The sequence below is a fragment of the Rhizobium sp. Root1334 genome (genome assembly GCF_001426665.1).
Classification (GTDB): domain Bacteria; phylum Pseudomonadota; class Alphaproteobacteria; order Rhizobiales; family Rhizobiaceae; genus Pararhizobium.
Genome location: NZ_LMEY01000004.1, coordinates 34,607 through 60,985 on the forward strand (window position 1 = coordinate 34,607; position 26,379 = coordinate 60,985).

The 26,379-nt window shown below is 59.7% G+C and carries 22 protein-coding genes and 1 pseudogene; 9 read left to right on the top strand and 14 right to left on the bottom strand.

The window, feature by feature from the left end:
- Positions 1-23: 23 nt before the first annotated feature.
- A complete protein-coding gene (locus tag ASD36_RS09485) occupies positions 24-662 on the bottom strand; it encodes a 2-dehydro-3-deoxy-phosphogluconate aldolase (protein ID WP_060503022.1) in 639 nt (212 codons plus the stop codon).
- A 231-nt stretch (positions 663-893) separates the two neighbouring features.
- Here ASD36_RS09485 and ASD36_RS09490 point away from each other — a divergent pair, with 231 nt between their 5' ends.
- The 5 genes from ASD36_RS09490 to ASD36_RS09510 all read left to right on the top strand — a co-directional run bounded on the left by ASD36_RS09490 (position 894) and on the right by ASD36_RS09510 (position 4,452).
- Positions 894-1,391: a CYTH domain-containing protein gene (locus tag ASD36_RS09490; protein WP_060503023.1), complete on the top strand. Its 498-nt coding sequence runs from the start codon at positions 894-896 to the stop codon at positions 1,389-1,391.
- Positions 1,366-2,271 (top strand): CHAD domain-containing protein, encoded by a 906-nt coding sequence (locus tag ASD36_RS09495; RefSeq protein WP_060503024.1) that lies wholly within the window; start codon positions 1,366-1,368, stop codon positions 2,269-2,271. The genes ASD36_RS09490 and ASD36_RS09495 overlap by 26 nt, the downstream gene beginning before the upstream one ends.
- Before the next feature lie 52 nt (positions 2,272-2,323).
- On the top strand, positions 2,324-3,016 hold the full coding sequence (locus ASD36_RS09500) for a YafY family protein (RefSeq protein WP_060503157.1): 693 nt from the start codon (positions 2,324-2,326) through the stop codon (positions 3,014-3,016).
- Positions 3,017-3,084: 68 nt separating this feature from the next.
- Positions 3,085-3,444: a VOC family protein gene (locus ASD36_RS09505; protein WP_060503025.1), complete on the top strand. Its 360-nt coding sequence runs from the start codon at positions 3,085-3,087 to the stop codon at positions 3,442-3,444.
- A 63-nt stretch (positions 3,445-3,507) separates the two neighbouring features.
- Entirely contained in the window at positions 3,508-4,452 is a 945-nt protein-coding gene (locus ASD36_RS09510; protein ID WP_060503026.1) for a rhodanese-related sulfurtransferase, read from the top strand.
- A gap of 74 nt (positions 4,453-4,526) precedes the next feature.
- Here ASD36_RS09510 and ASD36_RS09515 read toward each other — a convergent pair whose 3' ends face one another.
- From ASD36_RS09515 to ASD36_RS09540, 6 genes are all read right to left on the bottom strand, one after another.
- Positions 4,527-5,903: a GH1 family beta-glucosidase gene (locus ASD36_RS09515; RefSeq protein WP_060503158.1), complete on the bottom strand. Its 1,377-nt coding sequence runs from the start codon at positions 5,901-5,903 to the stop codon at positions 4,527-4,529.
- A 169-nt stretch (positions 5,904-6,072) separates the two neighbouring features.
- Positions 6,073-7,254 (bottom strand): Gfo/Idh/MocA family oxidoreductase, encoded by a 1,182-nt coding sequence (locus tag ASD36_RS09520; protein WP_060503027.1) that lies wholly within the window; start codon positions 7,252-7,254, stop codon positions 6,073-6,075.
- Positions 7,255-7,449: 195 nt separating this feature from the next.
- The gene (locus tag ASD36_RS09525; RefSeq protein WP_060503028.1) at positions 7,450-8,502 is read right to left on the bottom strand and encodes a sugar phosphate isomerase/epimerase; all 1,053 of its coding nucleotides are present in this window, start codon (positions 8,500-8,502) and stop codon (positions 7,450-7,452) included.
- Between the two features lie 258 nt (positions 8,503-8,760).
- A complete protein-coding gene (locus ASD36_RS09530) occupies positions 8,761-9,714 on the bottom strand; it encodes a substrate-binding domain-containing protein (protein WP_060503029.1) in 954 nt (317 codons plus the stop codon).
- 66 nt (positions 9,715-9,780) lie between these two features.
- Complete coding sequence (locus ASD36_RS09535) at positions 9,781-10,809, bottom strand: ABC transporter permease (protein ID WP_060503030.1); 1,029 nt, start codon at positions 10,807-10,809, stop codon at positions 9,781-9,783.
- A gap of 46 nt (positions 10,810-10,855) precedes the next feature.
- A complete protein-coding gene (locus tag ASD36_RS09540; RefSeq protein ID WP_060503031.1) occupies positions 10,856-12,388 on the bottom strand; it encodes a sugar ABC transporter ATP-binding protein in 1,533 nt (510 codons plus the stop codon).
- Positions 12,389-12,553: 165 nt separating this feature from the next.
- Between ASD36_RS09540 and ASD36_RS09545 the strand changes: the two genes are divergently transcribed.
- Entirely contained in the window at positions 12,554-13,585 is a 1,032-nt protein-coding gene (locus tag ASD36_RS09545; RefSeq protein WP_060503032.1) for a LacI family DNA-binding transcriptional regulator, read from the top strand.
- 43 nt (positions 13,586-13,628) lie between these two features.
- Here ASD36_RS09545 and ASD36_RS09550 read toward each other — a convergent pair whose 3' ends face one another.
- The 7 genes and pseudogenes from ASD36_RS09550 to ASD36_RS09580 all read right to left on the bottom strand — a co-directional run bounded on the left by ASD36_RS09550 (position 13,629) and on the right by ASD36_RS09580 (position 23,597).
- Complete coding sequence (locus tag ASD36_RS09550) at positions 13,629-15,143, bottom strand: globin-coupled sensor protein (RefSeq protein ID WP_060503033.1); 1,515 nt, start codon at positions 15,141-15,143, stop codon at positions 13,629-13,631.
- A 297-nt stretch (positions 15,144-15,440) separates the two neighbouring features.
- Positions 15,441-16,748 carry a xylose isomerase gene (xylA, locus tag ASD36_RS09555; protein WP_060503034.1) on the bottom strand — a complete coding sequence of 436 codons (1,308 nt, stop codon included), beginning with the start codon at positions 16,746-16,748 and terminating at the stop codon, positions 15,441-15,443.
- 37 nt (positions 16,749-16,785) lie between these two features.
- Positions 16,786-18,237, bottom strand: a complete 1,452-nt coding sequence (xylB, locus tag ASD36_RS09560) for a xylulokinase (protein WP_060509990.1) — start codon at positions 18,235-18,237, stop codon at positions 16,786-16,788.
- A gap of 10 nt (positions 18,238-18,247) precedes the next feature.
- Positions 18,248-19,318 (bottom strand): LacI family DNA-binding transcriptional regulator, encoded by a 1,071-nt coding sequence (locus ASD36_RS09565; RefSeq protein WP_060503036.1) that lies wholly within the window; start codon positions 19,316-19,318, stop codon positions 18,248-18,250.
- 96 nt (positions 19,319-19,414) lie between these two features.
- Positions 19,415-20,544, bottom strand: a pseudogene (locus tag ASD36_RS09570) (metallophosphoesterase).
- An 85-nt stretch (positions 20,545-20,629) separates the two neighbouring features.
- A complete protein-coding gene (locus tag ASD36_RS09575) occupies positions 20,630-22,225 on the bottom strand; it encodes a DHA2 family efflux MFS transporter permease subunit (RefSeq protein WP_060503037.1) in 1,596 nt (531 codons plus the stop codon).
- Between the two features lie 148 nt (positions 22,226-22,373).
- On the bottom strand, positions 22,374-23,597 hold the full coding sequence (locus ASD36_RS09580; RefSeq protein WP_060503038.1) for an HlyD family secretion protein: 1,224 nt from the start codon (positions 23,595-23,597) through the stop codon (positions 22,374-22,376).
- A 129-nt stretch (positions 23,598-23,726) separates the two neighbouring features.
- Here ASD36_RS09580 and ASD36_RS09585 point away from each other — a divergent pair, with 129 nt between their 5' ends.
- The 3 genes from ASD36_RS09585 to ASD36_RS09595 all read left to right on the top strand — a co-directional run bounded on the left by ASD36_RS09585 (position 23,727) and on the right by ASD36_RS09595 (position 26,242).
- Positions 23,727-24,419, top strand: a complete 693-nt coding sequence (locus tag ASD36_RS09585) for a TetR/AcrR family transcriptional regulator (RefSeq protein ID WP_082512012.1) — start codon at positions 23,727-23,729, stop codon at positions 24,417-24,419.
- Positions 24,420-24,504: 85 nt separating this feature from the next.
- Entirely contained in the window at positions 24,505-25,344 is an 840-nt protein-coding gene (locus tag ASD36_RS09590; protein ID WP_060503039.1) for an AraC family transcriptional regulator, read from the top strand.
- Between the two features lie 148 nt (positions 25,345-25,492).
- On the top strand, positions 25,493-26,242 hold the full coding sequence (locus tag ASD36_RS09595) for a TerC family protein (RefSeq protein WP_060503040.1): 750 nt from the start codon (positions 25,493-25,495) through the stop codon (positions 26,240-26,242).
- Positions 26,243-26,379 lie beyond the last annotated feature (137 nt).

The following is a 26,379-nucleotide window of genomic DNA, read 5'->3' on the forward strand; positions in this document are numbered from 1 at the left end:
AACAGTCATAACGAAACGATCGATCAGCCGCGCAACGCGAAAGCCTCGGCAGCCAGCTTGGTGATGCCGGCCCAGTCGCCCTTGGCAACCAGTTCCTTCGGCGCCACCCAGGAGCCGCCAACGCAGACGACGTTGGGCAGCGACAGGTAATCCCGGGCATTCGACAGCGAAATGCCGCCGGTCGGGCAGAACAGCGTGCCGGCCAGCGGCGAGGACAGCGACTTCAGGTAGGCAGCGCCGCCAGCCTGTTCGGCTGGGAAGAACTTCATCACCTTGTAGCCTTCTTCGCGCAGGCCCATGACCTCGCTTGCCGTGGCAGCACCCGGCAGAAGCGGGATATCGGAATCATTGGCAACGTCGATCAGCTCCTGCGTCGTGCCGGGGCTGACGATGAACTGCGAGCCCGCCTCGACAGCCGCTTCGTATTGGGCCGCATTGAGGATGGTTCCGGCACCGGCAACGGCACCTTCCACCTCGTTGGCCACAGCCCGGATCGCTTCGAGCGCAGCAGTCGTGCGCAGCGTAATTTCGATCGCTTTCAAACCACCGGCGACAAGGGCACGCGCCAAAGGCACGGCGGTCGCGAGGTCATCAATGACCAGCACCGGAACGACCGGCTGCAATTTCAGGACAGAAAGAAGTCTCTCGGTTTTCTCGCTCATGCCGGACAGCCTTTTTTAAAACGATTGAAGTGAGGCTCGAATACTCTTCCCATCCGCTTTTGTCGATACCAAACGGGACAGCCAAGCCTATTCGGACATGGTGACGCATGCTTGACAATAGACAGGCCCGAACGTGCTTCAAAGCCGCCGGCAGGTCAAAGTGCTTGCTTGTTCGAATGTGACAATCCTGTAGTGTGCTTGGCGTGGGCATTCAAACGGCAGGCGTTATCAATGGCCAAGGAAATTGAACGCAAGTTTCTGGTGGCTTCCGATGGCTGGCGCGAGGCCGCAGACGGCGGTACGCGTTTTCTGCAGGCCTATATCGTCACCATGGACGACCGTTCCGCACGTGTGCGGCTGATCGATGACAGGCGCGCGAAACTGACGATCAAGATCGGCACTGGCTCGATGACCCGCGATGAGTTCGAGTATGAGATTCCCGTGGAAGACGCCAAGGATATGATGTCTTTGGCCGTCGGCCTTGTCATCGAGAAGACCCGTTATGAGGTTAGCCACCACGGCTTCGTCTGGGAGGTCGATGTCTATGGCGGCGCGCATGAAGGGCTGATTGTCGCCGAAGTCGAACTTGAGGCCGAAGATGACACACCGGACCTGCCCTCCTGGCTGGGTAACGAGGTGACCGGAGACCCGCAGTACTCCAACCAGTATCTCTCGACCAATCCGTTGGTATCCAAGGCAGATCATGAGCTATCATATTCGCCCTTCTGAACACTTCACGGATGAATTCAAAGCGGTTGGTAGCGAGCAACTGACACTTGCCATTGCAGTATTGACCGACCGTCCGCAGGGGCTGCCGGAGGCCATTCACGATGCCCGCAAGAATTTCAAAAGACTGCGTTCTCTCTATCGCCTCGCCGCGGCAGACATTCCCGCATTCCAGCGCTCGGAGAATGCACGCATCCGCAAGATGTCCCAAATGCTCTCGATTTCCCGCGACGCGACTGCCCTTGTCGAAGTCAACCGGTATCTGCTGGAGCATGCCGAAACCAACGACGAACGCGCCGCCCTGAAACGGATCGGCAAAGTGCTGATCACCCGGCGCGATGAGCGGGCCGCGGAGGGAGATCAACAGGAAGAAAGCGTCGCTTTAGCGCTCTCAACCTGCGGCAGGGCACTGGATTCACTCGCCTGCATCACTTTTCGGGACGGTGGCAAAAAGGGTGCCAAACGCATCGCCAAGGGCTGGCGCAAGGCATTGGAGAGAGCTTCCACCGCGCTGGAAGCCTGTACGGACACCACCGATGCACATCTGTTTCATGAATTGCGCAAACGCAGTCAGGACTACCGTTTCTATCTCGATCTTCTGCAACGTCTGTGGCCCTCGGCGATGCACGCAAAGCGGGTCGAGGTCACGAAGGTGGTCGATCTGCTTGGCCATCACAACGATCTGGCGCTCCTTGCCTCCTTGGTCGATGAGCAGCCGCATCTATTGGGCAAGAGCGAGGACGTCGCCTATCTCCTCTCGGCCGTCATCACGCGGCAGAAAGCCCTGCGGGAACAGGCACTGACCGTTGCTGCTTCGGTTTTTCGCGATGACCCGAAGGACGAAAGCCGCAAGATCATGCTCCTGTGGCAGGACGCAGTCTGACGCGGCACTCCCGGCATTGATACTGCCAATCCCTGTCAGTATGATCGCGACCATGTCCCGCTCCACCCGTCTTCTCGATCTTATCCAGCTTCTGCGCACGTACCGGCGCCCGGTGAGCGGCAACGCGCTTGCCCAGCGCATGGGCATCAGCATCCGCACGCTCTACCGCGACATCGCCACACTGCAGGCGCAAGGTGCCGACATCCAGGGCGCGCCCGGCTTCGGCTACGTGCTCAAACCCGGTTTCCTCATGCCGCCGATGATGCTGAGCGAAGAGGAAATCGAGGCGCTAGTGCTCGGCGCACGCTGGGTAGCGGCGCGGACCGACGACGAATTGAAGGATGCCGCCCGCAACGCTCTGACAAAGATCGCCGCCGTGCTGCCCGCCGATCTGCGCCATGAGTTGGAAACGAACTCGCTGCTCGTCTACAACACCCGTGACCTTCGGCTGGGAACCATCGATTTTCCGGCCATTCGCGAAGCTATCCGGCTGGGTATAAAGATCGACATCGACTATGCCGACGTCAATGGACAGCCGACAACGCGGCGCATCTGGCCTTTTGCGCTGGCTTATTTCGAGGAAACCCGCGTGCTGGCGGCCTGGTGCGAGCTGCGCAGCGACTTCCGTCATTTCCGCACCGACCGTTTTACCACCATGACCGTGACCGGCATCCGCATTCCACGCCGGCGCGACCGGTTGCTGGCCGAATGGCGAAACACCCACAAGGTCCCTCAGGACATGTGAGCCTACTGCCATAAATTGACAGCAGAACGGAATAGAAACGTCTCCGGACCCACCGAGAGGAGACTGCCATGAAAACCGACTTTGTTCTGCCCGTCGACAGCCCGGCCGAAAGCGCCGTTTTCTACATGGCGATGTTCGGTGCGCTGCCGCTGGAGCTGTCGCCGACCTATGCGGTCGTCCTGATGAACGATGCGTTGAAGCTTGGCCTGGCAAAGAGAAAGAGGCTGCCAGCCGCCGTGAATACCAACGACGCGGAGCTTCCAATCTTCGTCGCTGGCCGCGAAGGCGTCGATGCGCTTCACGACGAATGGCGCCGGAAAGGCGTGACGATCCTGCAGGAACCGGTCTCGTCGGACAGTGACTATACGTTTATCTGCACCGACCCGGATGGCCATCGCCTGCGTGTCTTTACGCCGCAGGCCGCATGACCATCTCCATGCCGGCCGCGCACCCGATTGCGCGCGCGGCCGGAAAGCTGTATTTCACGCCGCATGACAGACACGATCCACACCCCTCGCCCGGAAGCCAATGGCCAGTTTCTGGTGGCAGCGCTTTATCATTTCGCCGCATTCGAGCGCTTTGCCGACTTTCGCGAGCCATTGCAGGCGATCTGTGATGACAATGGCGTCAAGGGCACATTGCTGCTGGCGCATGAGGGCATCAACGGCACGATTGCCGGTCCTGAGGACGGCATCAGGGCCGTGCTTGCCTTTCTGCGCACCCAGCCGGAATTCGTAGGTCTCGAACATAAGGAAAGCTGGGCCTCCTCCATGCCGTTCCTGCGCATGAAGGCGCGGCTGAAGAAGGAAATCGTTACCATGGGCGTCGAGGATATCGACCCCAACAAGATCGTTGGCACCTATGTGGCTCCGAAGGACTGGAATGCGCTGATCTCCGATCCCGATACAATCGTGATCGATACCCGCAACGACTACGAGACCGCGATCGGCATGTTCCGTGGCGCGGTCGACCCCAACACCAAAAGCTTCCGTGAGTTCCCCGGCTGGGTGAAAAACAATGCCGATCTCGCCGCAAAGCCGAAGATCGCCATGTACTGCACCGGCGGCATCCGCTGCGAGAAGGCGACAGCCTTCATGAAGGAACAGGGCTTTGACGAGGTCTACCACCTCAAGGGCGGCATCCTGAAATATCTGGAAGACATGCCGGAAGAGGAAAGCCTCTGGGATGGCGCCTGCTTCGTCTTTGACGACCGCGTCTCGGTGACGCATGGCCTGAAGGAAGGCGAGCACACGCTCTGCCACGCCTGCCGCCAGCCGCTGACGCCGCAGGACCTTCTGTCACCCCATCACGAGCATGGCGTCACCTGCGTCCACTGTCATGATACCCGCACAGAGGAAGACCGCCAGCGTTATCGCCAGCGGCAGCGGCAGATGGAGCTGGCAAAGAAACGCGGCGAGCGGCATTTGGGAAGCTGAGCCCGCCGCCGAGGCGGGCCGGGTATCTGTCCTGCGCTGCATCACCATTCTTATGATGATGCAGCCGGTCGAATTTACCCGGCCTTGTGATTGCCCTTCGGAAACTGTTCGGCCAGTTCCTTGTACCAATGACCGCTTTTCTTGATGGTTCGGACCTGGGTATCGTAATCGACATGGACGATGCCGAAGCGCATCTTGTAGCCTTCCGCCCACTCGAAATTATCCATCAGGCTCCAGGCAAAATAGCCTTTCATCGGATAACCTTCCCGGATCAAATCTGCCGTGACGGCAAGATGCTCGGCGATGTAATCGAGCCGCGGCTGATCATCGACCACGCCGTTTTCGACGCCCATATTGTAGGCCGCCCCGTTCTCGGTGATGTAGCAATCCGGCAGCGCGTAGCGGTCGTTGACCGTGCGGATGAGATCACCCAGCGCCTGCGGAAAGATCTCCCAGCCGATATCGGTCTTCACGTCGTTGACCGGCTTGGCGTTCACCGTCGCCGGGAATTCGGCACCTTCGGCTGGATCATGGGACACACGCATCGGCGTGTAGTAGTTGACGCCCCACCAGTCGGTTTTCTGGCTGATCGTTGCCATATCACCATCCTCAATGGTGGGCATGCGATGGCCGAGCGCCGACAGGAAGCTTTGCGGATATTCACCCTTGAAGACCGGGCCGAAGAAGACGCCGTTGTGGAAATCGAAGGCCCGTTCAGCCGCCGCCTTGTCCTCGGCGCTGTCGCTATCGGGATAGACATGCATCGGGTTGATGACGATGCCAACCGGCAGGTCCGGCTGGAGTTCGCGGACGGTGGCAACGCCAAGGCCATGGGCGAGGTTGGTGAAATGCAGCGCATGCAGGGCCGCATCCATGTTGCGCTCACCCGGGGCGTGAATGCCGTAGAGATGGCTGAGCCAGACGGAGCACCAGGGCTCGTTGAACGTCGCCACAGCATCGAGACGATCACCGAGGCGGGCGATGACGGTTTTGGCGTAGCGCTGGTAGGCATAGGCCGTCGTGCGCGCCGTCCAGCCGCCGTCGCCCATCAGCGCCAGCGGCAGGTCCCAATGATACAGCGTCGCAAAGGCCTGGATGTTGCGCTGCTTCAGGCCATCGACAAGGCGATCGTAGAAATCCAGCCCCTTTTCATTGACCGGCCCGGTGCCTTCCGGAATGATCCGCGGCCAGGCGATCGAGAAGCGATAGGCTTCGACACCAAGGCCCTGGATCAGGTCAAGGTCCTCATCCAGCCGGTTGTAGTGATCGCAGGCGACATTGCCGTTGTGCCCCTGATAGACCCGGCCCGGCATGTTGGAAAACGCATCCCAGATCGACGGCTTGCGCCCATCGGTCTTGGTTGCCCCCTCGATCTGGAACGAGGCGGTCGCCACACCGAAAATGAAATCGCCGGGGAAGCGTTCAGCCAGTTTCTTTGCTTCGATCATCATCGCCCTCATCGGATTGCGCGGCAAACCATCAAATCCGCTCCACGCCATCAGGAAATCTGAAACGTTGCAGTAACTCGGAATGACCAAAAGTCAACCACAGAATCGCCTATGGACTGCATCACTCCGCCCTTTCGGGGCGGAGTGAATGAGAGCACGTATCTGCGATGGATCAGACCTTGATCCAGGCGCCGTTGCGCTTCGACGACTGGACGCAGGCATCGACAAACACCATGCCCTTCATGCCATCATCGATCGTCGGATAAACGACCGCCGGGTCGACCGCCACGCCCTTGCGCTTGGCGAAGATGGCGCGAGCGGCTTCGGTGTAGATATTGGCGAAGCCTTCGAGATAGCCTTCCGGATGGCCGGACGGGATGCGGGACACACGGGCGGCGGCCGGGCCGGAACCGGCACCCGCACGGGTGATCAGGCGCTTGGGCTCACCGAACGGCGTGTACCAGAGATAGTTCGGGTCCTTCTGCGTCCATTCCAGGCCGCCCTTCGTGCCATAGACGCGGACCATCAGGCCGTTCTCATGGCCGGGGGCAACCTGACTGCACCAGAGCATACCCTTGGCGCGCTGACCGTTCTTTTCCTTGAAGCGCATCATCACATGCGCGTTGTCATCCAGCGCCCGGCCTTCGACGAAGCTATCGAGATCGGCAGCCAGCTCTTCCAGCTCAAGGCCGGAAACGAAAGCGCCGAGATTATACGCATGGGTGCCGATATCGCCGGTGGAGCCACCCGCCCCTGACTTCGACGGATCGGTGCGCCATGCGGCCTGCTTCTGACCGGACTGTTCGATATTCTCGGTCAGCCAATCCTGCGGATACTCCATCTGCACCAGCCGGACGGCGCCGATATCGCCATTCTCGATCATCTCGCGGGCCTGGCGGACCATCGGATAACCGGTGTAATTGTGGGTGAGCACGAACAGCGCGTCGCTCTCATCCGCCAGCTTCTTCAGTTTCTTAGCGTCCGATAGCGTTGAGGTCAGCGGCTTGTCGCAGATCACATGAATACCGCGTTTGAGGAATTCGCGGGCGGCCTCGTAATGCACGTGGTTCGGCGTAACGATAGCGACGGCCTCGATGCCGTTCTTCAGCTTGGCTTCGCGGATCGCCATTTCCTTGAAATCGGAATAGCTGCGTGCCGGATCAAGACCGAGTTCGGCACCCGAATTCTTCGCCTTTTCCGGTGTCGACGACAGCGCGCCAGCGACCAGCTCGAATTGATCGTCAAGTCGCGCAGCCATGCGGTGGACGGCGCCAATAAACGCACCAGACCCGCCGCCGACCATGCCGAGACGAATACGCTTTTCCCGAACCTCGGTGGTTCCTTCGATTGCCATAGAGTGTCTCCCTTAATTGGATTTGTGTTCGTAGGAGTTTTTCTCTCCCTTACCGGCGGTGGCGACCTCTTCTCCCCAGCGGGGAGAAGTGCCGAACGCAGTGAGGCGATGAGGGGGCGGCTCGGCAAATTCTGAGCGTTTGCCCCCCTCATCCGGCCCTTCGGGCCACCTTCTCCCCGAGGGGGAGAAGAGGCTTTAAAGCCCCAGCATACGCCGGTTGGCCGCGTCGTCTGCCCCACTGTCGGCAAAATCATCGAAGGCTTTTTCGGTGACGCGGATGATGTGGTGCTTGACGAATTCCGCGCCTTCGCGGGCGCCGTCTTCGGGATGCTTCAGCGCGCATTCCCATTCGACCACAGCCCAGCCGTCGAAATCATTGGCGGTCAGCTTCGAGAACACCGCGCCGAAATCGACCTGGCCGTCGCCCGGCGAGCGGAAGCGCCCGGCCCGGTTCACCCAGCCCTGGTAGCCGCCATAGACACCCTGGCGCCCCGTCGGATTGAACTCGGCATCCTTGACGTGGAACATCTTGATGCGCTCGTGGTAGATATCGATGTTGTCGAGATAATCCAGGCACTGAAGAACATAGTGCGAGGGATCGTAGAGCATGTTCGCGCGGGGATGGTTGCCGACGCGCTCGAGGAACATCTCGAACGTGATTCCATCATGCAGGTCCTCGCCCGGATGAATCTCATAGGCGATATCGACGCCGCAATCATCGGCGTGATCGAGGATCGGCTTCCAGCGGCGGGCGAGTTCATCAAAAGCGGTTTCCACCAGACCTGCGGGGCGCTGCGGCCACGGATACATGAACGGCCAGGCGAGCGCGCCGGAGAAGGTCGCATGCGCCTTGATGCCGAGATGCTTCGACGCCGTCAGCGCCATCTTGACCTGTTCGACAGCCCATTGCTGGCGGGCCTTCGGATTACCGCGCACTTCGGGGACAGCAAAACCATCGAACGCTTCGTCATAGACCGGATTGACCGCGACCAGCTGGCCCTGAAGGTGGGTCGAAAGCTCGGTCACCTCAACGCCGTTCTCGCGCGCCTTGCCGGCGAACTCGTCACAATAATCCTTCGACGAAGCTGCCTTCTTCAGGTCGATCAACTGGCTGGCCCAGGTCGGAACCTGAACGCCGATATAGCCGCAATCGGCCGCCCACTGGGTGATCGAATCCCATGAATTAAAGGGAGCGGCATCACCCGCAAATTGGCCAAGGAAAAGCGCGGGGCCCTTGATGGTCTTCATGTCAGATTCCTCCCTGATTATCGACCGTAAACGTTTCCGTAGTGTTGTAACATGCCATTTATCGAGGGCAAGGCGCCTCTTTCCGATAAAGCCAGCTGGCGGCGATGGCCAGAATTCCAGTGCGCCGGAACCTAATCACGGACTTTGCGTGGCGGCAAGAGGTACGTGCCGCAAAAATCCGGCGAGACAGTCCGAACAATGTCCCGTCATAAAAATAGGCGCCCGTTTTCGCGGGCGCCCGGTCGTTGCCTTAAGCGATCAGAACGGTGAATCGGGGAAGTAGAAGTCCTTGGCATTGTCCTTGGTCACGAGCGTTGCGTCGATGGTGTAGACGCCGCGAACCGGAACCTGGCCATAGAAATTGGCAACGGTCATTTCGAGCGCGGTACCAACCATTGCCGGCGGATAGAGCACGTCGACCGGGATCATCTTGTCACCGTCCATGACCTTCTTGATCATGTCCTTCGAACCGGCACCGGCCACGACATACTGGATGTCGGTGCGCTTGGCCTGGTCGATAGCCTGCAGCACGCCGACAGCCATGTCGTCGTCCTGGCACCAGACCACGTCGATCTTCGGGTACTTGGTCAGGTAGTCCTGCATGACCTTGAAGGCGTCGTCGCGGTTCCAGTTGCCGAACTGGCGGTCGAGAACCTTGACGTTGGAACCTTCGATGCCCTTGTCGAAGCCATCCTGACGCTGCTGGTCGATCGGGATCGGCAGGCCGCGAATGATGACGACTTCAGCGTCCGGCGTCGTTGCCTTGATATATTCGCCGGCCGTCTGACCGAGAGCCGGGTTGTTGCCGGCCACATAGAGGTCGCGAACAGTGTTGTCGTTGACGGACGGCGCGCGGTCGACGATGGCGACGAACGTGCCCTTGCCCTTGACTTCCTTGATGGCGTTGACCAGCGGATCCGGATCGGACGGCAGGATGACCAGTGCGTCGATGCCCTGAGTTTCAAGGTCCTGCACGGCATTGGCCTGGCTTGCCGGATCCGGCGACGTCTTGACGATGACGTTGAGGCCCGGATGCTGCGACATCAAGAGCTTGGCGACACGTTCGGCGTGGAACACGACGCCCGACGTCCAGCCATGGTCGGCGGCCGGGATCGAAACGCCGATCGTGACCTTCTTTTCCTCTTGCGCGTGGGCAACGCTGGTCAGCGCCATGACGGCGACGGCTGCTGCGCCCAATAGTCCTTTACGCATGTTTCTCTCTCCCTAGTGAATGCGGGTCTAACAGTCCTGACCGGGCGACCCCCTGAACCCGGTCCTTCACGATTTCCGAACCAGCGAACGCTGGACGAGCATCGCAACGATGATGATCGTGCCCTGGATGGCCCCGATCAGATATTCGCTGATGAAATTGGAAAGCAGCATGATGTTGCCAACGAGTTCCAGAATGAAGGCACCACAGATCGTCCCCCAGACCCGGCCCGCGCCACCCTTCAGCGCCGTTCCGCCGACGACGACAGCGGTGATCGCCTGGAGTTCCCACAGGATGCCGGTCGTCGCCGACGTGGAGCCGAGGCGCGGCACATAAAGAAGAACCGCAATCGCCACGCAAAGCCCCTGGATGACGAAGGCGATGGTGCGAACCCGGTTGACCGGAATGCCGGAATAGCGGGCAACATCGGCGTTCGAGCCAACGGCAACGACATGGCGGCCATAACGGGTGCGATAGAGAATGAAAGCCGCAATGCAGGTCACCGCCAGAATTACCACAATCGGCACCGGGACACCGAGGATCGAGCCGAAATAGGCGGGGCGGTATATTTCCTGGAGGGCCGGATCCTTGAGCGTGATCGCACCGCCCTGCGACAGCCACGTCGTCAGTCCGCGGTAGATGCCCATGGTGCCAAGCGTTGCGATGAATGGCTCGATCCGGCCGACCGTGGTGATCAGGCCGTTTGCCAAGCCACACAGGGACCCTGCGACAACCGCGAACAGCACTGCCGCCGTCAGCATCAGGGCCGGGTCGGCGATGACGCCGGAGTTCATGAACAGGATCATCAGACTCGCGACGAAGGCCACCATCGCGCCGACGGACAAATCGAGATCGCCGGAGGAAATAACGAACGTTGCGCCAATCGCGATGATGGCGATGAAGGCACTGCGGGTGGCGACATTGGCGAGATTGTTCAAGCCGATGAAGTTTGGATTGACGAGTGCCCCGAGGATGAGAAGCAGTATCAAAGCCGCAAATGGCGCGACCGCCCGAAGGTCGATATCCCGCCAGCTCCGGCGCCGCACGTCCCGGGTTTCCTCATTCACGCTTGTATCCACTCCAACCTCCCGTCCCATTATCCCTGGGGTTTGTTTTTCAGTGCGCCGCTTTCGCCACAACAGTTCAGGCCGCGGCCTTTTTCTTCAGTCCAGCCGCGTAGCGCATGATCTCCTGCTCGGAGATTTCATCGCCTTCCAGCATGCCGACGATCCGCCCTTCCCGCATGACAGCGACGCGTGTGCAAAGGCCGATCACCTCCGGCATTTCCGAGGAGACGACGATGATCGAGCGGCCATCTCGCGCCAGTGCCGAGATGAAGTGATAGATCTGCTGCTTGGTGCCGACATCGATGCCGCGGGTGGGTTCGTCGATGATGATGATCTCGGGCTCGGTTTCCATGACCTTGGCAAGCAGCAGCTTTTGCTGGTTGCCGCCCGACATGCGGCCAGCCACCACATTGCCATCGCGTACCCGGATATCGAAGCGGCGGCGCGCGCGCTCCAGCGCCTGCGCCTCGCTGGCGGGGCTGAGATAACCGAGCTTGCCGTGATTTTCGAGCGACTGCAGCGTCAGGTTGGCGGTCATCCGCGAATTGAGCAGCAAGCCCTTCGACTTGCGATCCTTGGTCATGTAGGCAAGGCCGCGCCGGTTGGCGGCATGCACATCGCCTGATGGAACCGCTTCGCCGTGGATAACCACTTCACCCGAGGCGCGCGACCTCAAGCCCGCAATCGCCTCCATCAATTCCGTGCGACCGGAACCGATCATGCCGGAAAACCCGAGGATCTCGCCCTTGCGAACCTCGAAACTCACATCTTTGACGTAGCCGGTCGACACCGCGTCGACGCTCAACACGATCTCTTCGTCAACATTCGGCTCGCGCTTGGCCGGATAGAGTTTCGACAACTCGCGCCCCACCATCAGCTGCGCGATCGATTCCCCATCAAGAATGGATGTCGGCGACGTCTTGATCCACTGGCCGTCACGCAGCACGGTGACCCGGTCGGTCAGCTCCATGACCTCGTCCAGCTTGTGCGAGACGAAGACGAAACTCGTCCCCTGATCGCGCAGCTTGCGCACCTGCTTGAACAGGAAATTGGTTTCCTCGCGGGAAAGCACGGCGGTCGGCTCATCCATGAAGACGACGCGGGCATCGCGGCTGATCGCCTTGGCGATCTCGACCATCTGTTTGTCGGCAATCGACAGCGAACTGATCATCGCATTCTCATCGACATGCGATCCGAGCAGATCAAGCACGCGGCGCGTTTCGGACCGCATGAACTTGCGATCGAGCACGCCGAAACGCGTGACTTCGCGGCCGAGAAACAGGCTCTCAGTGACGGTCAGATGTTCGGCGAGATTGAATTCCTGGTGAATGATGACAATGCCGAGCGCTTCGGCGGCACCGTTCGGCGGCAGCTTGACGGAATGTCCATCGAGGATGATGTCGCCGGAGGTGGGCTGCTCGAAACCGGAAAGAATCTTGACGAGCGTGGATTTTCCAGCACCGTTTTCCCCCATCAAGGCATGGATTTCGCCAGCACGCAGATCGAAGTCGACACCGAACAGGACCTGCACGCCGTTAAACGACTTGCTGATGCGCCGTGCGGACAACACGATCGCGCCATCACCGGCGCCGCTGGTCTGCGAACTCATGAAATCCTCCCTGCGGCTCCCATCCGCTTGAGCATGATGTAAACCTTTACATAGATCATGTAAAGGTTTACATCAGGGCATAACCGAGAAATTCTTCGTGCAGGCTTTGACCTCCGGGCAAGTCTGTGTAGTGTCCCGCCGAGACTAAAACCAAGGCAGAGCGCAGTGTCGAATTCCACGCCGGCAACCATCGAAGACGTCGCCCGGATCGCGGAAGTGTCGATTGCGACCGTGTCGCGCGCCATCCATATGCCAGAGAAAGTCGCCAATTCGACGCGGCTCAAGGTCAGCCAGGCAATCGCCATCACCGGCTACACGACCAACGCCATGGCCCGCAGCCTGCGGCTTGGCCGTTCCAATATGATTCTGGTGGTGGCGCCCGATATCGGCGACCCGAATTTTTCCAACATTCTCGTCGGCCTGGAAAACGAAGCGCGCTCGCATGGTTACGGCGTGCTGATCGGCCATACGCAGAACGACGCCCAGCGCGGGCTGGAATATCTGAAGTTCCTGAATTCCAACCAAGCCGCCGGATTGATCCTGTTTACCGGCATCCTGCCTTTTGGCCATCAGTCGATGACTGCACGGCTGCCGCCCAGCGTCGGTGTTTTCGAACCGGTTTTCAATGGCGGCATTCCTTATGTCGGCGTCGATGATACCGAGGGCGCCCGCAAGGTAATCGACCTGCTGATCGCCGAAGGTCATCGCAAGGTGGCCTTTATCGGTGATTCCCGCACCCGGCTGGCCTATAGCCGGCGGCGCAGCGGATATGAGGCCGGGCTGGATGCCGCCAATGTCAGCGCCGATCAGCGTATCGTTTTTGAAGGCGACGGCACGATCGAAAGCGGGCGGCTTGCCGTCGAACAATTGTTCATGCGCGACACGCTGCCAACAGCCTTCATGTGCGTTAACGACCAGACGGCAATCGGCGTGATGATTGGCCTTGGCGCCCGCGGTTACGATATTCCGCGCGATTTTTCCGTGACCGGTTTTGACGACGTGCCACAGGCAAGCTTCATGTCACCGGCACTGACGACCATCCGCCAGCCGCGAACCGCAATCGGCAAACATGCGATGGCGCTATTGCTGGATCTTTTGTCCGACGGAAAGCCGCCGGAAACGGAAATCCTGCTCCGTCCCGATCTGGTGGTCCGCAACTCGGTTGCCGCCCCGTCGCTCAAATGGGCGAAGCGCTGAGCCTTCCGGCCAGCGCTCCATTCATCAAACAGATGTTCGGTGATCAGGCGTAACGCTTCTCAGGCGCGCGGCGCGACACGACTTCAATATGCCGCCGGTTTGACACCGTGAACTGGTTGGCCAGGTCCTTCAGCGTCGTGCTGACACGCATCAGATTATGGGTTGCCGCATTGGTCTGCTCGACCATGGCGGCATTTTGCTGGGTCATTTGGTCCATGCCCGTCACCGCCGTGTTGATTTCGGTAATGCCGATCGCCTGCTCCCGCGCTGAACCGGCGATGGCATCGATATGACCGTTGATATGCATGACCTGTTCGCCAATCGTCCGCAGAGCCTCGCCAGTCTGGTTGACGAGGGAAACGCCGGTCAGCACGTCCTCGAACGACTTGTCGATCAGGCCCTTGATCTGCTTTGCCGCATCGGTGGACTTTTGTGCGAGTTCACGCACTTCCTGCGCCACGACAGCAAACCCCTTGCCCGCATCCCCGGCGCGGGCCGCTTCAACGCCGGCGTTCAATGCAAGCAGATTGGTCTGGAACGAGATCTGGTCGATGACGCCGATGATCTGGGTGATCTTCTGGGACGATTCCTCGATCGCGCTCATCGCCGATACGGCCTGCTGGACGACTTGCCCCGATTTGCGCGCCTCTTCGGTGGCGTTACCGACGACACGGCGGGCCTCTTCGGTGCGGATCGCCGCTTCCTTGGAGATCGTGGTGATCTCTTCCAGCGCTGCAGCAGTCTGTTCCAGCGAGGCCGCCTGCTGTTCGGTGCGGCGGGCCATATCATCGACGGCGGTCACCAGTTCGCCCGCATTGCCGGAGGTTTCGTCGGCGGCCAAAACGATAGAGCCGAGCGCCTTGTCGAGCGTTCCAAGCGCAGAGTTGAAATTGGTTTTTAAACCGTCGAACTGCGGCGCAAGCGCCGCGCTGAGCTTGGCGGTCAGGTCGCCATTGGCAAGTCCTGTCAGCGAGCGGTCGAGCGCCGAAAGAGCCTCGTCCTGCTGTACCGAGTGTGTTTTCCGCTCGGCATCCCCGATTGCCCGCTGCTCCTGCAGGGCATCGAGATAGACCGAGATGGCATAGTCCATATCGACAAAGGCGGCTTTCATGATCGCCGTCACTTCGATGCTGATATCCTTGGCCTTCTTCTTGTAGAGAAAGCCTTCAAGGTGCTTTTCAACAACCGCCTTGATGATCGATTCCATGATCAGCGCATAGCCGCCGATGTACCAGCGCGGCTCCAGGCCGAGGCGGGCATGGGTCTTGCCAATCGCGGTGACAGCCTCGACATATTTATCATCGAACTCACCGGAGGCGATCTGATCCCAGTGGCGAACCTGCCGCGACTTGGCGCTTTTGACATGCGCTTCGCTGGCGAAGAATTTCGCTGTTTCCGGCACCGCCGTCGCCTTGGCATAGAATTTGTCAAGCGCAGCATCCAGGGAGGCCGAAATGGCCGGCCTTGCCCGGACCAGGGCAGCGCGTTCTTCGCCAACGAGCCCGACAAAATCGAGACGTTCATTCAGGTGTTTGGTCGCGGAAACGGGCGCAGACATAATGGAGCATCCTAAAATCAAAACGGGGAAAGGCATGCGCGCTGCGCAATCGGCGTCATGCCGGCAGGGTGGTCCAAAGCGTGAAGACAGAACTAGGCCGGCATAGTTAAGAATGCCTTTAAGAGCGCTGGTTACTGTTGATGCCAAACCGCCCTAAGACCCTGTCTTCGCCCATATTTTCTCAAAAATGCGACAGAGTGACCGGGGTTGTTTCAAACAACCAAAACAGCATTTCATGCAAAAAGGGGCGCCGGTGGCGCCCCTTTGACTGATCATGAATTTAACTTGGAACGACGATCAGACGTAACGGTTGACGACGTTTTCGAGCAGTTCCTGCTTGCCGGACTTCGGCTGCGGATTGAGATCTGTCTTTTCGACATAGGCCGTAATCTCTTCCAGCGACATGCTGGTCAGGCGCTTCTGGCCTTCGGCCGATTTCCAGCCGGCATAGCGAGCGTCGAGCGGACCGGAGAGTGCCTTGTCCTCGACCATCTTGGCGGCAGCGCGCAGGCCCCGGGCGCAGCAATCCATACCGCCGATGTGGCCGATCAGCAGGTCTTCCGGATCGATCGACTGGCGACGCAGCTTCGAATCGAAGTTGGTACCACCGGTCTTGAAGCCGCCGCCGGACAGGACCTGATAATAGGCCAGCGCCATTTCCGGAACGTTGTTGGGGAACTGGTCAGTATCCCAGCCGGACTGGTAATCGTTGCGATTCATGTCGATCGAACCGAAAATACCATAGGCGTTGGCAAGCGCCAGTTCATGCTCGAACGAATGGCCGGCGAGGATCGCGTGGCCCTGCTCGATATTGACCTTGACCTCGTTTTCAAGACCGTAGGACTTGAGGAAGCCGTAGACTGTGGCGACGTCGTAATCGTATTGGTGCTTGGTCGGCTCCTGCGGCTTCGGCTCGATCAGAATGGCGCCCTTGAAGCCGATCTTGTGCTTGTACTCGACAACCATGTTGACGAAGCGGCCAAGCTGGTCGAGTTCCTGCTTCAGGTTGGTGTTGAGCAGGGTCTCGTAGCCTTCGCGGCCGCCCCACAGGACATAGTTGTCGCCGCCGAGCTTCAGCGTTGCGTCCATGCAGGTCTTTACGGTCGCGGCAGCGAAGGCAAAGACGTCCGGATCCGGATTGGTGGCAGCACCCGACATGTAGCGGCGATTGGAGAACAGGTTTGCCGTGCCCCAGAGCAACTTGACGCCGCTGTCGGACTGCTTCCTGGCGAAATAATCGACGATTTCGTTGAGGTTCTTGGTATTCTCGGCAAAATTCTTGCCTTCCGGGCGCACGTCGGCGTCATGGAAGCAATAGAAGGGTGTCCCGAGCAGCGAGAAGAATTCGAAGGCGACATCGGCCTTCAGCTTGGCTGCCTTCATGCTGTCTTCGAACCAGGGGCGCTCGAATGTCTGGCCACCAAAGGGGTCACCGCCCGGCCAGACGAAGGTGTGCCAATAGGCAACCGCAAAGCGCAGGTGATCTTCCATGCGCTTGCCCATGACGATTTCGTCGGGGTTGTAATGGCGGAAGGCCAGCGGATTGGTGCTGTCCGGGCCTTCATATTTGATCTTGGCGATATCGCCGAAAAAGCCTGTGCTCATGGGTGTTTCCTCTTTGTGTTCAAAACGCTGATTGCAATCAGTAGGCGGAGCGGATCGCCGGGTAGAGGCGGCGATAACGCTGATAGGCTTCCGCATAGGCGCCGTGCAGCGCCGCGTCGGGCTGGATAGTTTCGGCCGTCGCCGGAGCGGTGAAGACCGACAGCGGGTCGGCCTTTGTCGCTGCGACGAGGCCCAGACGGGCGGCGCCGAAAGCCGCGCCAAAATCGCCGTCAGCAGGCACATCGACCGGCAGGTTCAGCGCCGTCGCAATCGATTTCAGCCAGTAGCGCGAGCGCGAGCCGCCGCCGATGGCGGTGACGCGGGAGAGTGTCGTGCCTGCGACCCGCAATGCCTCGAGACTATCACGGAGCGCGAAGGACACGCCTTCGAGAACGGCCTGCGTCAGCGCCACCCGGCTGCTTTCATGGCCAAGTCCAGCGAAGACACCACGGATAGACGCGTCATTGTACGGTGTGCGTTCACCAGAGAGATAAGGCAGGAAGGTAACGCCGGACGGCGCGTTGAGGGTGTCGCCCAGCTCGGCTGTGAGATCGGCGGCGCTTTTGCCGGTGATCTCCGAATGCCAGTTGAGCGCGTCGGTTGCTGACAGGATGACCCCCATCTGATGCCAGGTGTTGGGCAGCGCATGGCAGAACGCATGCACGGCGCTGGCCGGGTTGGGCAGATAGCTGGCATTGGCGGCAAACAGCACGCCGGAGGTGCCGAGCGAGACGAAGGCATGGCCTTCACCAACGGTGCCCATGCCACAGGCGGAGGCGGCATTATCGCCTGCCCCGCCGGCAACGATAACGCCGGCGCCCATGCCCCATTTGGCAGCAAGATCAGCCTTGAGCGTCCCGCCCTGTTCCGTGCCTTCGATCAAGGACGGCATATGGCTTTCGGTGAGCCCCGTCGCATCGAGCAAGCTTTCCGACCATGCGCGCTTGCCGGTATCGAGCCAGGAGGTCCCGGCCGAATCCGACATTTCGGAAATATGTTCACCGGTCAGCCACAGGCGAAGGTAATCCTTGGGCAGCAGGACCCAATCGACCTTCTCGAAAATATCGGGTTCGTTTTCAGCCACCCAGGCGAGTTTCGGGGCTGTAAAACCTGGAAAGACAATATTGCCAGTCAACGCCCGGAACTGCGGATCGGCGTCCAGCGCCAAGGCCTGCTTGTGGCTGCGCGTATCGTTCCAGAGAATGCAAGGGCGCAGCACCTTGTCATTGTCATCCAAAAGCGTCGCGCCGTGCATATGACCGGAGAGGCCGATGCCCTTGACGGCGGCCAATTCCTTGGGATGAGCGGCTTTCAACCCGGCGATCGCCTCTTCCGTGGCGCGGATCCAATCGGCCGGGTCCTGTTCCGACCAGCCGGGATGCGGCCGCGATACGTCCATTGCTCCCGATGCGGAACCGATGATCCGCTGGCCGCCGTCGATCAGCAATGCCTTCACCCCGGACGTACCGAGGTCGATGCCAAGATACATGATGATCTCCCTAGTCTTGCCTGCCCTCAGCGGGCATCTGGTTGCTGTCCTGCTCGAACGGCAGGTTATCCTTGAGGAAAATGTCGAGGCGGATGCGTTCCTGCGCACCGATGACGGCGACGCCATCGGCCTTGGCTTTCAACACGCGAATGGCGCTACGCACCTCGTGCCCCGCGTCCTGATTGAGGACCACATCGATCAATCCGTCGTTCAATGCCGCCCGCGTATGCTGTGTCAATTCGTGGGCGATGACGCAGACCGGGGCCGTACTCTTTCGCCGCTTCAAGGCGGCGATCAGGCCGCGATTACCGGCGCCGAGGCTGTAGATACCGGCAATTTCCGGCGATGCGGCAAGCGCCTGACCGACAAGCCTCTCGACCAAGGCAGGATCGTCCTGCCCTTCGATGACAGGCAAGAGCGCATGGCCGCTGAAATGTTCCGCCATGACAGTACGAAAGCCGTCAAGCCGTTCGCGATGGTCGCGCACCAGCATCGAACCGGCCAGCACCGCCACCGGTCCGGAGCGGCCGCCGAGAAATCGCCCCATCAAGCTGGCCGCCGTGCGTCCTGCGGCGATATTGTCGACGCCAGCGAAATGATCGCGCTTCGAACCGGCCAGATCGGAAACAAGCGTCACGACGGGGATGTGATCAGCCCGCAGGCGGTCGACGGCGGCTATGACATCGGGAGAATCGATCGCCACAACCGCGACCCCCGCGGGAGATCCCGCCCGCGCCTCATCCAGCGCAACAACCAGGGCTTCGGCGTTGAACGCCGGGACAGTGACAATGGAGATGGCGGTACGCTCGGCAGAGGAACGGCCAATCGCAGCGCGTACCTGGGTCTCAAGGCCGCGCATGAACGAATTGTCCCCGGACGGCAGAATGAAGACGAGAGGATAGACGCGGCTCTTGGCAAGGTTCGCTGCCGCGACATCGCGGACATAACCAATGCGTTCGATCGCCTGCTCAACCTTTTCGCGCGTGACGACGCGGACGCCGGCGCGCTGGTTCAAAACGCGGTCGACGGTCGCAAGGCTGACCCCTGCCGCGGCGGCAATATCGTGAACTGTCGGGCGCATGTTTCCTCCGGCAACGAGCCTTAGAGGAAATTTTGATGTACGTAAATCAGAAAATGGCGACCGAGCCATTTCCGGGCAATCGCCATCAATCGCAGATCACCCGAAACGCTTGCTGAATGCCTTCTGAAACGTCACGCCGCCATCCGTGCCGTCAGCCTGCGCGAGGGCTACGTCCATGTATTGATTGGTGATATGCACCACAGCAAAGCCACCCTTGAAGGTGGCAATTGGCTTGAACAGATCAAGGCTGCCCTCTTTATAGATCATCGGCGTATCGTGCTCGTGGCCATGAAACAGGCCAACGACATTATAGCCTTTCAAGACCGAGAGCAGTGCGGCGCGATCATCGTCATCCCACCAGTGCGCGTGACCGGAGCCTTCATCATCGAAGGTCATCTTTGCAGGGTCCCATTTCTCCAGCGAGAAAGTATCCCAGCCGTAATGTTGAAACACGACGACCGGCCGGCCATCAGCCGCCGCATTGGCGAGGTCCTGCTTCAGCCAGTCCAGCCCGCTGATTGCTCCTTTGCTGGTATCGCCACCGAAACGCTGCAGCTGCACCAGATGCAGGCCGCCCCAGAGGAGTAATTGTCGGAATCGATGTCGTAATTGGCGACGGCCACCGGTGGCTTGTAGAACACCGTCGGGCGATGATTAAGCTCGACATAGTCGCGCAGTTCACGGCGATACCAGTCGATATGCGGCGGTACTCCATCCTGGTCGAGATCATGATTGCCAAGGCCGTTATAAACGGGGAAATGCACCCGGTCCGGCCCGGTGCCTTCCTGATAGCGGCTTGAAAATTGCAGCAGTTGGTGGCCTTCCCCGGGAACCTTGACTTGGCCCCCGCCATCATCCGTCATGTCGCCGCCGATCACCAGGCCGAGCGGCTTGGCGATTTTCTTGCCTGCCCCGGCAAGCCCGGTCGCGACGCCGCCAATCTCCGTTGGCCAGCTAAACTCCGTGATGCGATTCAGCGCCGCCACATGCCGCAAGAGATTGGCGTCGGTCTTGCCCTCTGCTGCGCAATTGGGGCTGAGCACACCGCCGGAAATGAGGCAGGTATGAACGTCAGCCGTGAACAGGAATGTCGCATCGATGGAAGGCCAGGCTGGCTTTGCGTTCGCCGCCGCGAACGCCGGTCCGACCGACGAAACAACTCCGAGACTGAGAAGATTGGCGAGAAACGACCGTCTGGGGAGCGGAGGAAACGGATGACCAGTCATGCAGAATGCCCTGAAGTTTGCCTTCAGGGCATTCTGGCGGATGAAAGCCATGACGTACAGATCGGATATGCAGTGGCCTTAACGGCTAGTGCCCGCCACCGCCCGCTCCCGTTGGCACGGGTTGCGGTTTCTGGATCAGGAAGGCGCAGAAGACCAAGGCGCCGAACAGGCAAGTGAGGATCAGGAACACATCGATGAACGACATGACCGTTGCCTGCTGCGTCACCATCCCGGACAGCTTTTGAATGGCAATGGTCGCGCCGTCGAGGCCATGCGAATTGTACTTGGCGATCATGTTGTTCAGCTGGTCCATGGCTTCCGGGTTGCCCCATTGCACATGTTCCTGCAGGCGGGCGTAATGCTCTTCCTGGCGCTGCGTGAGAATGGTATTGATCGCAGCCAGACCAACGGCGCCACCGAGATTACGCGTCAAGTTGAACAGGCCGGATGCCCCGCGAATACGGGCGGGCGACAAGGTGCCAAGCGCGACGTTGTTGATCGGCACCATGCACATCATCAGACCGAAACCACGCAGGATCTGCGGCAGCAGAAGCTCATAGAAATCCCAATCCGCCGTCATCGAACTCATCAGCCAGGTACCGGACGCGAAGCTGGCAAAACCGATCGCCATCATGACGCGCGGATCGACCTTGGTAGACAGCCTGCCCGCAATCGGCGCGGTGCAGAACATCGCCAGGCCTGACACGAACATCGTCTCGCCGATCATCAGCGAATCGTAGCCGCGGATTCGGCCGAGATAGAGCGGATAGATATAGGTGAGGCCGTAGAGGCCTATCCCCATGACGAAGGAGAACAGCGACCCAAAGGCGAAGTTTCGATTGGAGAAAGCCCTTAAATCGACCACCGGAAACTCGACTTTGAAGGCCCGATAGAAGAACACCACAGCACCGATCGCCGATGCAACCGCGCCGATGAGAATATATTCGTCGCTGAACCAGTCGTTCTTGTTGCCTTCCTCCAGCACATATTCCAGCGCGCCGAGGAAGACCGCCATCGACAAGAGGCCCCACCAGTCGAACTTCTTGAAAAGGCCCCACTCAGGCTTGTCGAAATCGATGAAATTCCAGGTTACGATGGTAACGATGATGCCCGGGATAATATTGACGAGGAACAGCCAGTGCCAGGAAAAGGCATGGCTGAGATAGCCGCCGACGGTCGGTCCAATGGTTGGCGCCAGCGTCGCGACAAGGCCGATGATCGGCGAGACGATGCTGCGCTTTGACGGCGGGAAGATCGTGAAGGCAGCTGCGAACACCGACGGGATCATGCCACCGCCGATAAAGCCCTGCAGCACCCGGTAGACGATCATCTGGTCGATATTGGTGGCCGTCGCCGCGAGGGCGCTGGCGATCGTAAAGCCTGCAGCCGACACCGAGAACAGCACACGCGTCGAAACGATCCGGGCCAAGGTGCCGGACAGCGGGATCATGATGACCTCGGCGATCAGATAGGCCGTCTGCACCCAGGCGACTTCATCGGAGCCGGCCGACAGTCCGGCCTGGATTTCGGCCAGCGAGGCCGAGACGATCTGAATGTCGAGGATCGACATGAACATGCCGAAGACCATCGCGAAAAAGGCGATCAGCCGTTTCGGGTCCATCTTCTCTTCCGCTTTGGCGGCAGGAAGCGGCATTGTACCCGCTGTTGCAGTGGCAGCCATCGGCTTTGCTCCTGGCGTGACCGCGTTCAAACGAACGTGGGAGCCATCATGATCATGAAAACTGGTGCATCACAGGGTCCCGGCACATCGGCCCGGGACGTTTTTGTCTAAACCGCTGAAGCCGCGCCTTGACGGCGCGGCATACGGATCACTTGGCCGCAGCGGTTTCCTGCTTCGGTGCGGTGCGGGTATCGACATCGACCACGACGCTCAAGCCGGCGCGAAGGCGGCCGCTGTCCAGCACCTCTTTCGGGAAGACAATGCGAACCGGAACGCGCTGGATCACCTTGGTGAAATTGCCCGTGGCATTTTCAGCCGGAAGCAACGAGAACACCGAGCCGGAAGCCGGCGAGATCGACTGCACGGTGCCGACGATCGGCGCTTCGTCGAAGGCATCCACATGGATGTTGACCTTCGAGCCTGGCACCATGTGAGCGATCTGCGTTTCCTTGAAGTTCGCATCGATATAGAGCTGCTCGGTCGGCACCAGGGCCGCCAGACGCTGACCCGCGGAAACGAGGTCGCCATCCTGAACGGACAGATTGCCGATGACACCGTCATAAGGCGCCTTCAGCACCGTGAAGCCGAGATCGCGCTGAGCCTTGTCGCGGGCCAGTTCGAGCGTCCGGATGGTGCTTTCGGCCTCGGCGCGCTGAGCAACCAAAACGGCGATGTTGGCGTTCGCCGTAGCGATCTGCGCATCGCCACCAATGAGATTGGCCTTGGCCTGATCGAGTGCCACCGTGGCATCATCGAGGGAGGCGACCGTACCGACTGCCTTTGACTGGAGGTCACTGGCACGCGCGAGCGTGATCTGGGCACCACGGACGGTCGCCTCAAGGGCGGTTTTCTGCGCTTCTGCCTGCTGCAGGCTGGCCTTTGCACCAGCGATCTGAGCGTCGAAGCGTTGCAGCGACAGTTTTTCCGTATCGATCTGCGCCTGCGCCTGATCGGCGGCAATGCGGTAATCTTCCTTGTCGAGCGTGATCAACGGATCGCCAGCCTTGACGTGCTGGTTGGCGATGACATTGACCTTTTCGATATAGCCGGACACCTTCGGCGAAATCGACGCGATATCGCCCTCAATATAGGCGTCGTCGGTCGAGATCATGAAGCGGCCGTTGGTCCACCAGTCGTAGCCATACCAGCCGCCGGCTGCCAAAGCAGCGATCACGATGACCGGAAACACCAGCTTGCGGCGCTTCGGCGCGGGCTGCTCAGCAACAGCCGCAACCTGAGGAGCCGCCTGCTGCTCGGCAGCGGGCTCCGTCACGTTCTTGGCTTCAGGAGCTTCGATCTGTTCGCCGGGCACCTTGAAATCATCGCCGACGGGGCGGACATGGGCAGCACCGGACTTGCTTGAAACTGACATATTGCACTACCAGCCATGATATGAGAAATTCGAACCGAACCGTTCAGTTCGATTTGACTTAATGCGAAACTACTCACATATCAAGTCAAATCGAACCAACCGGTTCGAAAAGTTAACAATGAGACAAAAATGTCCGAAGGTAACGACAAATTGGCAGAAACAACGGCTACCGCAGACTGTCCGGGTGAGGCCCTTTCCGGCCGCCGCGCCGCCGGCGAAGACCCAGCAAAGCGTGAACAGATCATCGAAGGCGCAAAGCGCGTTTTCATGAGCGTCGGCTTCGCCTCCGCCAGCATGAACGATATAACGCGGGAAGCCGGCGTTTCCAAAGGCACGATCTACGTCTACTTCCAGAACAAGGAAGACCTGTTTTCGGCGATCATCGAAAACGAGCGCGCGCTTTTTCTGGCAGCGGTTCGCACGGTTCTGGCCGCTCACGAGGATGTCGAAGCCGGGCTTTATAAATTTGGCGTCTCGTTCGTCACCCACGTGACCGATGAAAAGGTGATCAGCGCGATGCGTACCGTTCTGGGCGTCCGCGATCGCATGCCGGTTCTGTGTCAGCGGTTCTTCAAGGGGCCGGAAAACTTGCGAACGGTCCTGCAGGAATTCCTGGCACATCAGGTCGATATCGGCAGTGTCAAGATCGATGACCTCGATCTGGCGGCAGGCCAATTTCTGGATCTCGCCAGTGGCGGCTTCTTCAAGTTTCGCCTCTTCGGAACCATGGAGGCCCCACCGTCGCCAGAAGAAATCGACCGAGTCATTAGCGGCGCCGTTCGCGTCTTCATGGCCGCGTACGGAACCCGGGCAACAGCCTGATAGCCGTCAGCAATCGCGCAACCACGATCAAATGAAGCCGCCTGATCGGCATTAAGGTCATATCCGGTTTGCTGCGGGAGGTTGGATGAATGCGATTGGCAAGGCGCTGTGGTTTATCGAAAGCCATTACGCCGGGGATATTTCACTGGAAGATATCGCGGAGACGGCGGGGCTTTCCCGCTATCACCTGTCGCGTGTCTTTGGCCTGACGACAGGATTTTCGATCAGTGGTTATATCCGGGCGCGGCGCTTGAGCACCGCGGCTCTCTCCCTTGCCGAGGGCGCCTCCAGCATTCTCGCAGTCGCCCTTGATGCGGGTTACAGCTCGCATGAAGCCTTCACCCGTGCCTTTCGCGAGCATTTCGGCGTGACACCGGAAGAAGTTCGCAACAGAGGGCATGTTGGCGATCTCGATCTTATGGAGCCCCTTCGCATGAACACTGCACCCCTTCCAAGACTGGACGAGCCGCGATTTGAAACCACGCCAACCATGATGATGGCAGGCCTGCAGCAGACCTACAATTACGGCGCCAATGCTGGCATCCCCTCGCAATGGCAGCGGTTCAACGCCCATGACGGCGGCATTGCCGGCCAGATCGGGCGTGCCGCCTATGGCATCTGCACGCAGGAAGACGGACAGGATAGCAGCTTTCAGTACATGACCGCCGTCGAGGTTCGAGACACCGACGACCTGCCCGAAGGCTTTGAAACTCTGAAACTTCCCGCCCAGACCTATGCAATCTTCGCCCATCGCGGCCATATTTCCGGCATCCAGGCAACCTGCAACGCGATCTTTACCGAATGGCTGCCCGCATCCGGCTATAAGCATGCCGGACTTCCCGATCTGATGGAACGCTATGACGAGCGGTTTGACCCGAGAACGGGTATGGGGCTCACCGAAATCTGGCTTCCGGTGGCGAGTTAACGGTATCGCGCCGGTTTGCGCGCCCCTCGGCGCTTGCCTTGCCACCGTTTCCGCATACATAAGAAACAATCAATTAAACCCGCGTTGCCATCCGGCGGCGCGGGTTCCCGCATATGCACGCTGATTGCCGAGGAAGGAACCGCCCCCGATGCAGGATATTTTGCTCCTAATGCAAGATCCGACTGCCTGGATTGCCCTGATCACTCTGATCGTCATGGAAGTCGTGCTTGGCATCGACAACCTGATCTTCATCTCGATCCTGACCAACAAATTGCCGCCCGAACATCGGGAAAAGGCACGCAAGATCGGCATCGGCCTTGCCCTGCTGATGCGACTGGGCCTGCTTGGCACCATCGCGTGGATCGTCCAGCTGACGACCCCGGTCTTTACCGTGTTCGACCATCCATTCTCGTGGAAGGACATGATCCTGATTGCCGGCGGCCTGTTCCTCGTCTGGAAGGCCACCAAGGAAATCCACCACAATGTGGATCCAGCCGATCATGAGCAGGATTTCATCGCCAGCTCGGTGACAACGGGCTTTGGCGCCGCCATCGGCCAGATCCTGCTGCTCGACCTGGTTTTCTCGGTCGACAGCATCATCACTGCCGTCGGCATGACGCCGCATCTGCCGATCATGGTTATCGCCGTCGTTTTTGCCGTTACCGTCATGCTGGTCGCTTCCGGTCCGCTTGCCCGCTTCATCGAGAAGAACCCGACCATCGTCATGCTGGCGCTCGCGTTCCTTCTGATGATCGGCACGACGCTGATCGCCGAAGGCATGGGCCTGCATGTGCCGAAGGGTTACGTCTACGCCGCCATGGCCTTCTCAGCGCTCGTCGAGGTGCTCAACATGCTGTCGCGCAACAAGCGGCAGAAGGACAAGGCCGCAAAACACTGACCGGGTATTCGCCTGATTGACGACTCAACAGGGAGCGCACCATCCGGCTGCGCTCCCTTTTTTGTTTGCGGCTGGAAAGCGCCCATCAAAAAAGCCCCGGGACTGTTGTCCCGGGGCAATTCCATATGGGCATTCGA

Excerpts from the sequence above, each read along its gene's own strand:
- ASD36_RS09485 (WP_060503022.1), bottom strand. The coding sequence starts at position 662 with ATGAGCGAGAAAACCGAGAGACTTCTTTCTGTCCTGAAATTGCAGCCG.
- ASD36_RS09490 (WP_060503023.1), top strand. The coding sequence starts at position 894 with ATGGCCAAGGAAATTGAACGCAAGTTTCTGGTGGCTTCCGATGGCTGG.
- ASD36_RS09495 (WP_060503024.1), top strand. The coding sequence starts at position 1,366 with ATGAGCTATCATATTCGCCCTTCTGAACACTTCACGGATGAATTCAAA.
- ASD36_RS09540 (WP_060503031.1), bottom strand. The coding sequence starts at position 12,388 with ATGAGTTCGCAGACCAGCGGCGCCGGTGATGGCGCGATCGTGTTGTCC.
- ASD36_RS09520 (WP_060503027.1), bottom strand. The coding sequence starts at position 7,254 with ATGGCAATCGAAGGAACCACCGAGGTTCGGGAAAAGCGTATTCGTCTC.
- xylB (WP_060509990.1), bottom strand. The coding sequence starts at position 18,237 with ATGTATCTTGGCATCGACCTCGGTACGTCCGGGGTGAAGGCATTGCTG.
- ASD36_RS09500 (WP_060503157.1), top strand. The coding sequence starts at position 2,324 with ATGTCCCGCTCCACCCGTCTTCTCGATCTTATCCAGCTTCTGCGCACG.
- ASD36_RS09515 (WP_060503158.1), bottom strand. The coding sequence starts at position 5,903 with ATGATGATCGAAGCAAAGAAACTGGCTGAACGCTTCCCCGGCGATTTC.
- ASD36_RS09580 (WP_060503038.1), bottom strand. The coding sequence starts at position 23,597 with ATGTCAGTTTCAAGCAAGTCCGGTGCTGCCCATGTCCGCCCCGTCGGC.
- ASD36_RS09590 (WP_060503039.1), top strand. The coding sequence starts at position 24,505 with ATGAATGCGATTGGCAAGGCGCTGTGGTTTATCGAAAGCCATTACGCC.
- ASD36_RS09595 (WP_060503040.1), top strand. The coding sequence starts at position 25,493 with ATGCAGGATATTTTGCTCCTAATGCAAGATCCGACTGCCTGGATTGCC.
- ASD36_RS09510 (WP_060503026.1), top strand. The coding sequence starts at position 3,508 with ATGACAGACACGATCCACACCCCTCGCCCGGAAGCCAATGGCCAGTTT.
- ASD36_RS09530 (WP_060503029.1), bottom strand. The coding sequence starts at position 9,714 with ATGCGTAAAGGACTATTGGGCGCAGCAGCCGTCGCCGTCATGGCGCTG.
- ASD36_RS09505 (WP_060503025.1), top strand. The coding sequence starts at position 3,085 with ATGAAAACCGACTTTGTTCTGCCCGTCGACAGCCCGGCCGAAAGCGCC.
- ASD36_RS09585 (WP_082512012.1), top strand. The coding sequence starts at position 23,727 with ATGTCCGAAGGTAACGACAAATTGGCAGAAACAACGGCTACCGCAGAC.
- ASD36_RS09535 (WP_060503030.1), bottom strand. The coding sequence starts at position 10,809 with ATGGGACGGGAGGTTGGAGTGGATACAAGCGTGAATGAGGAAACCCGG.
- ASD36_RS09525 (WP_060503028.1), bottom strand. The coding sequence starts at position 8,502 with ATGAAGACCATCAAGGGCCCCGCGCTTTTCCTTGGCCAATTTGCGGGT.
- ASD36_RS09550 (WP_060503033.1), bottom strand. The coding sequence starts at position 15,143 with ATGTCTGCGCCCGTTTCCGCGACCAAACACCTGAATGAACGTCTCGAT.
- ASD36_RS09565 (WP_060503036.1), bottom strand. The coding sequence starts at position 19,318 with ATGCGCCCGACAGTTCACGATATTGCCGCCGCGGCAGGGGTCAGCCTT.
- xylA (WP_060503034.1), bottom strand. The coding sequence starts at position 16,748 with ATGAGCACAGGCTTTTTCGGCGATATCGCCAAGATCAAATATGAAGGC.
- ASD36_RS09575 (WP_060503037.1), bottom strand. The coding sequence starts at position 22,225 with ATGGCTGCCACTGCAACAGCGGGTACAATGCCGCTTCCTGCCGCCAAA.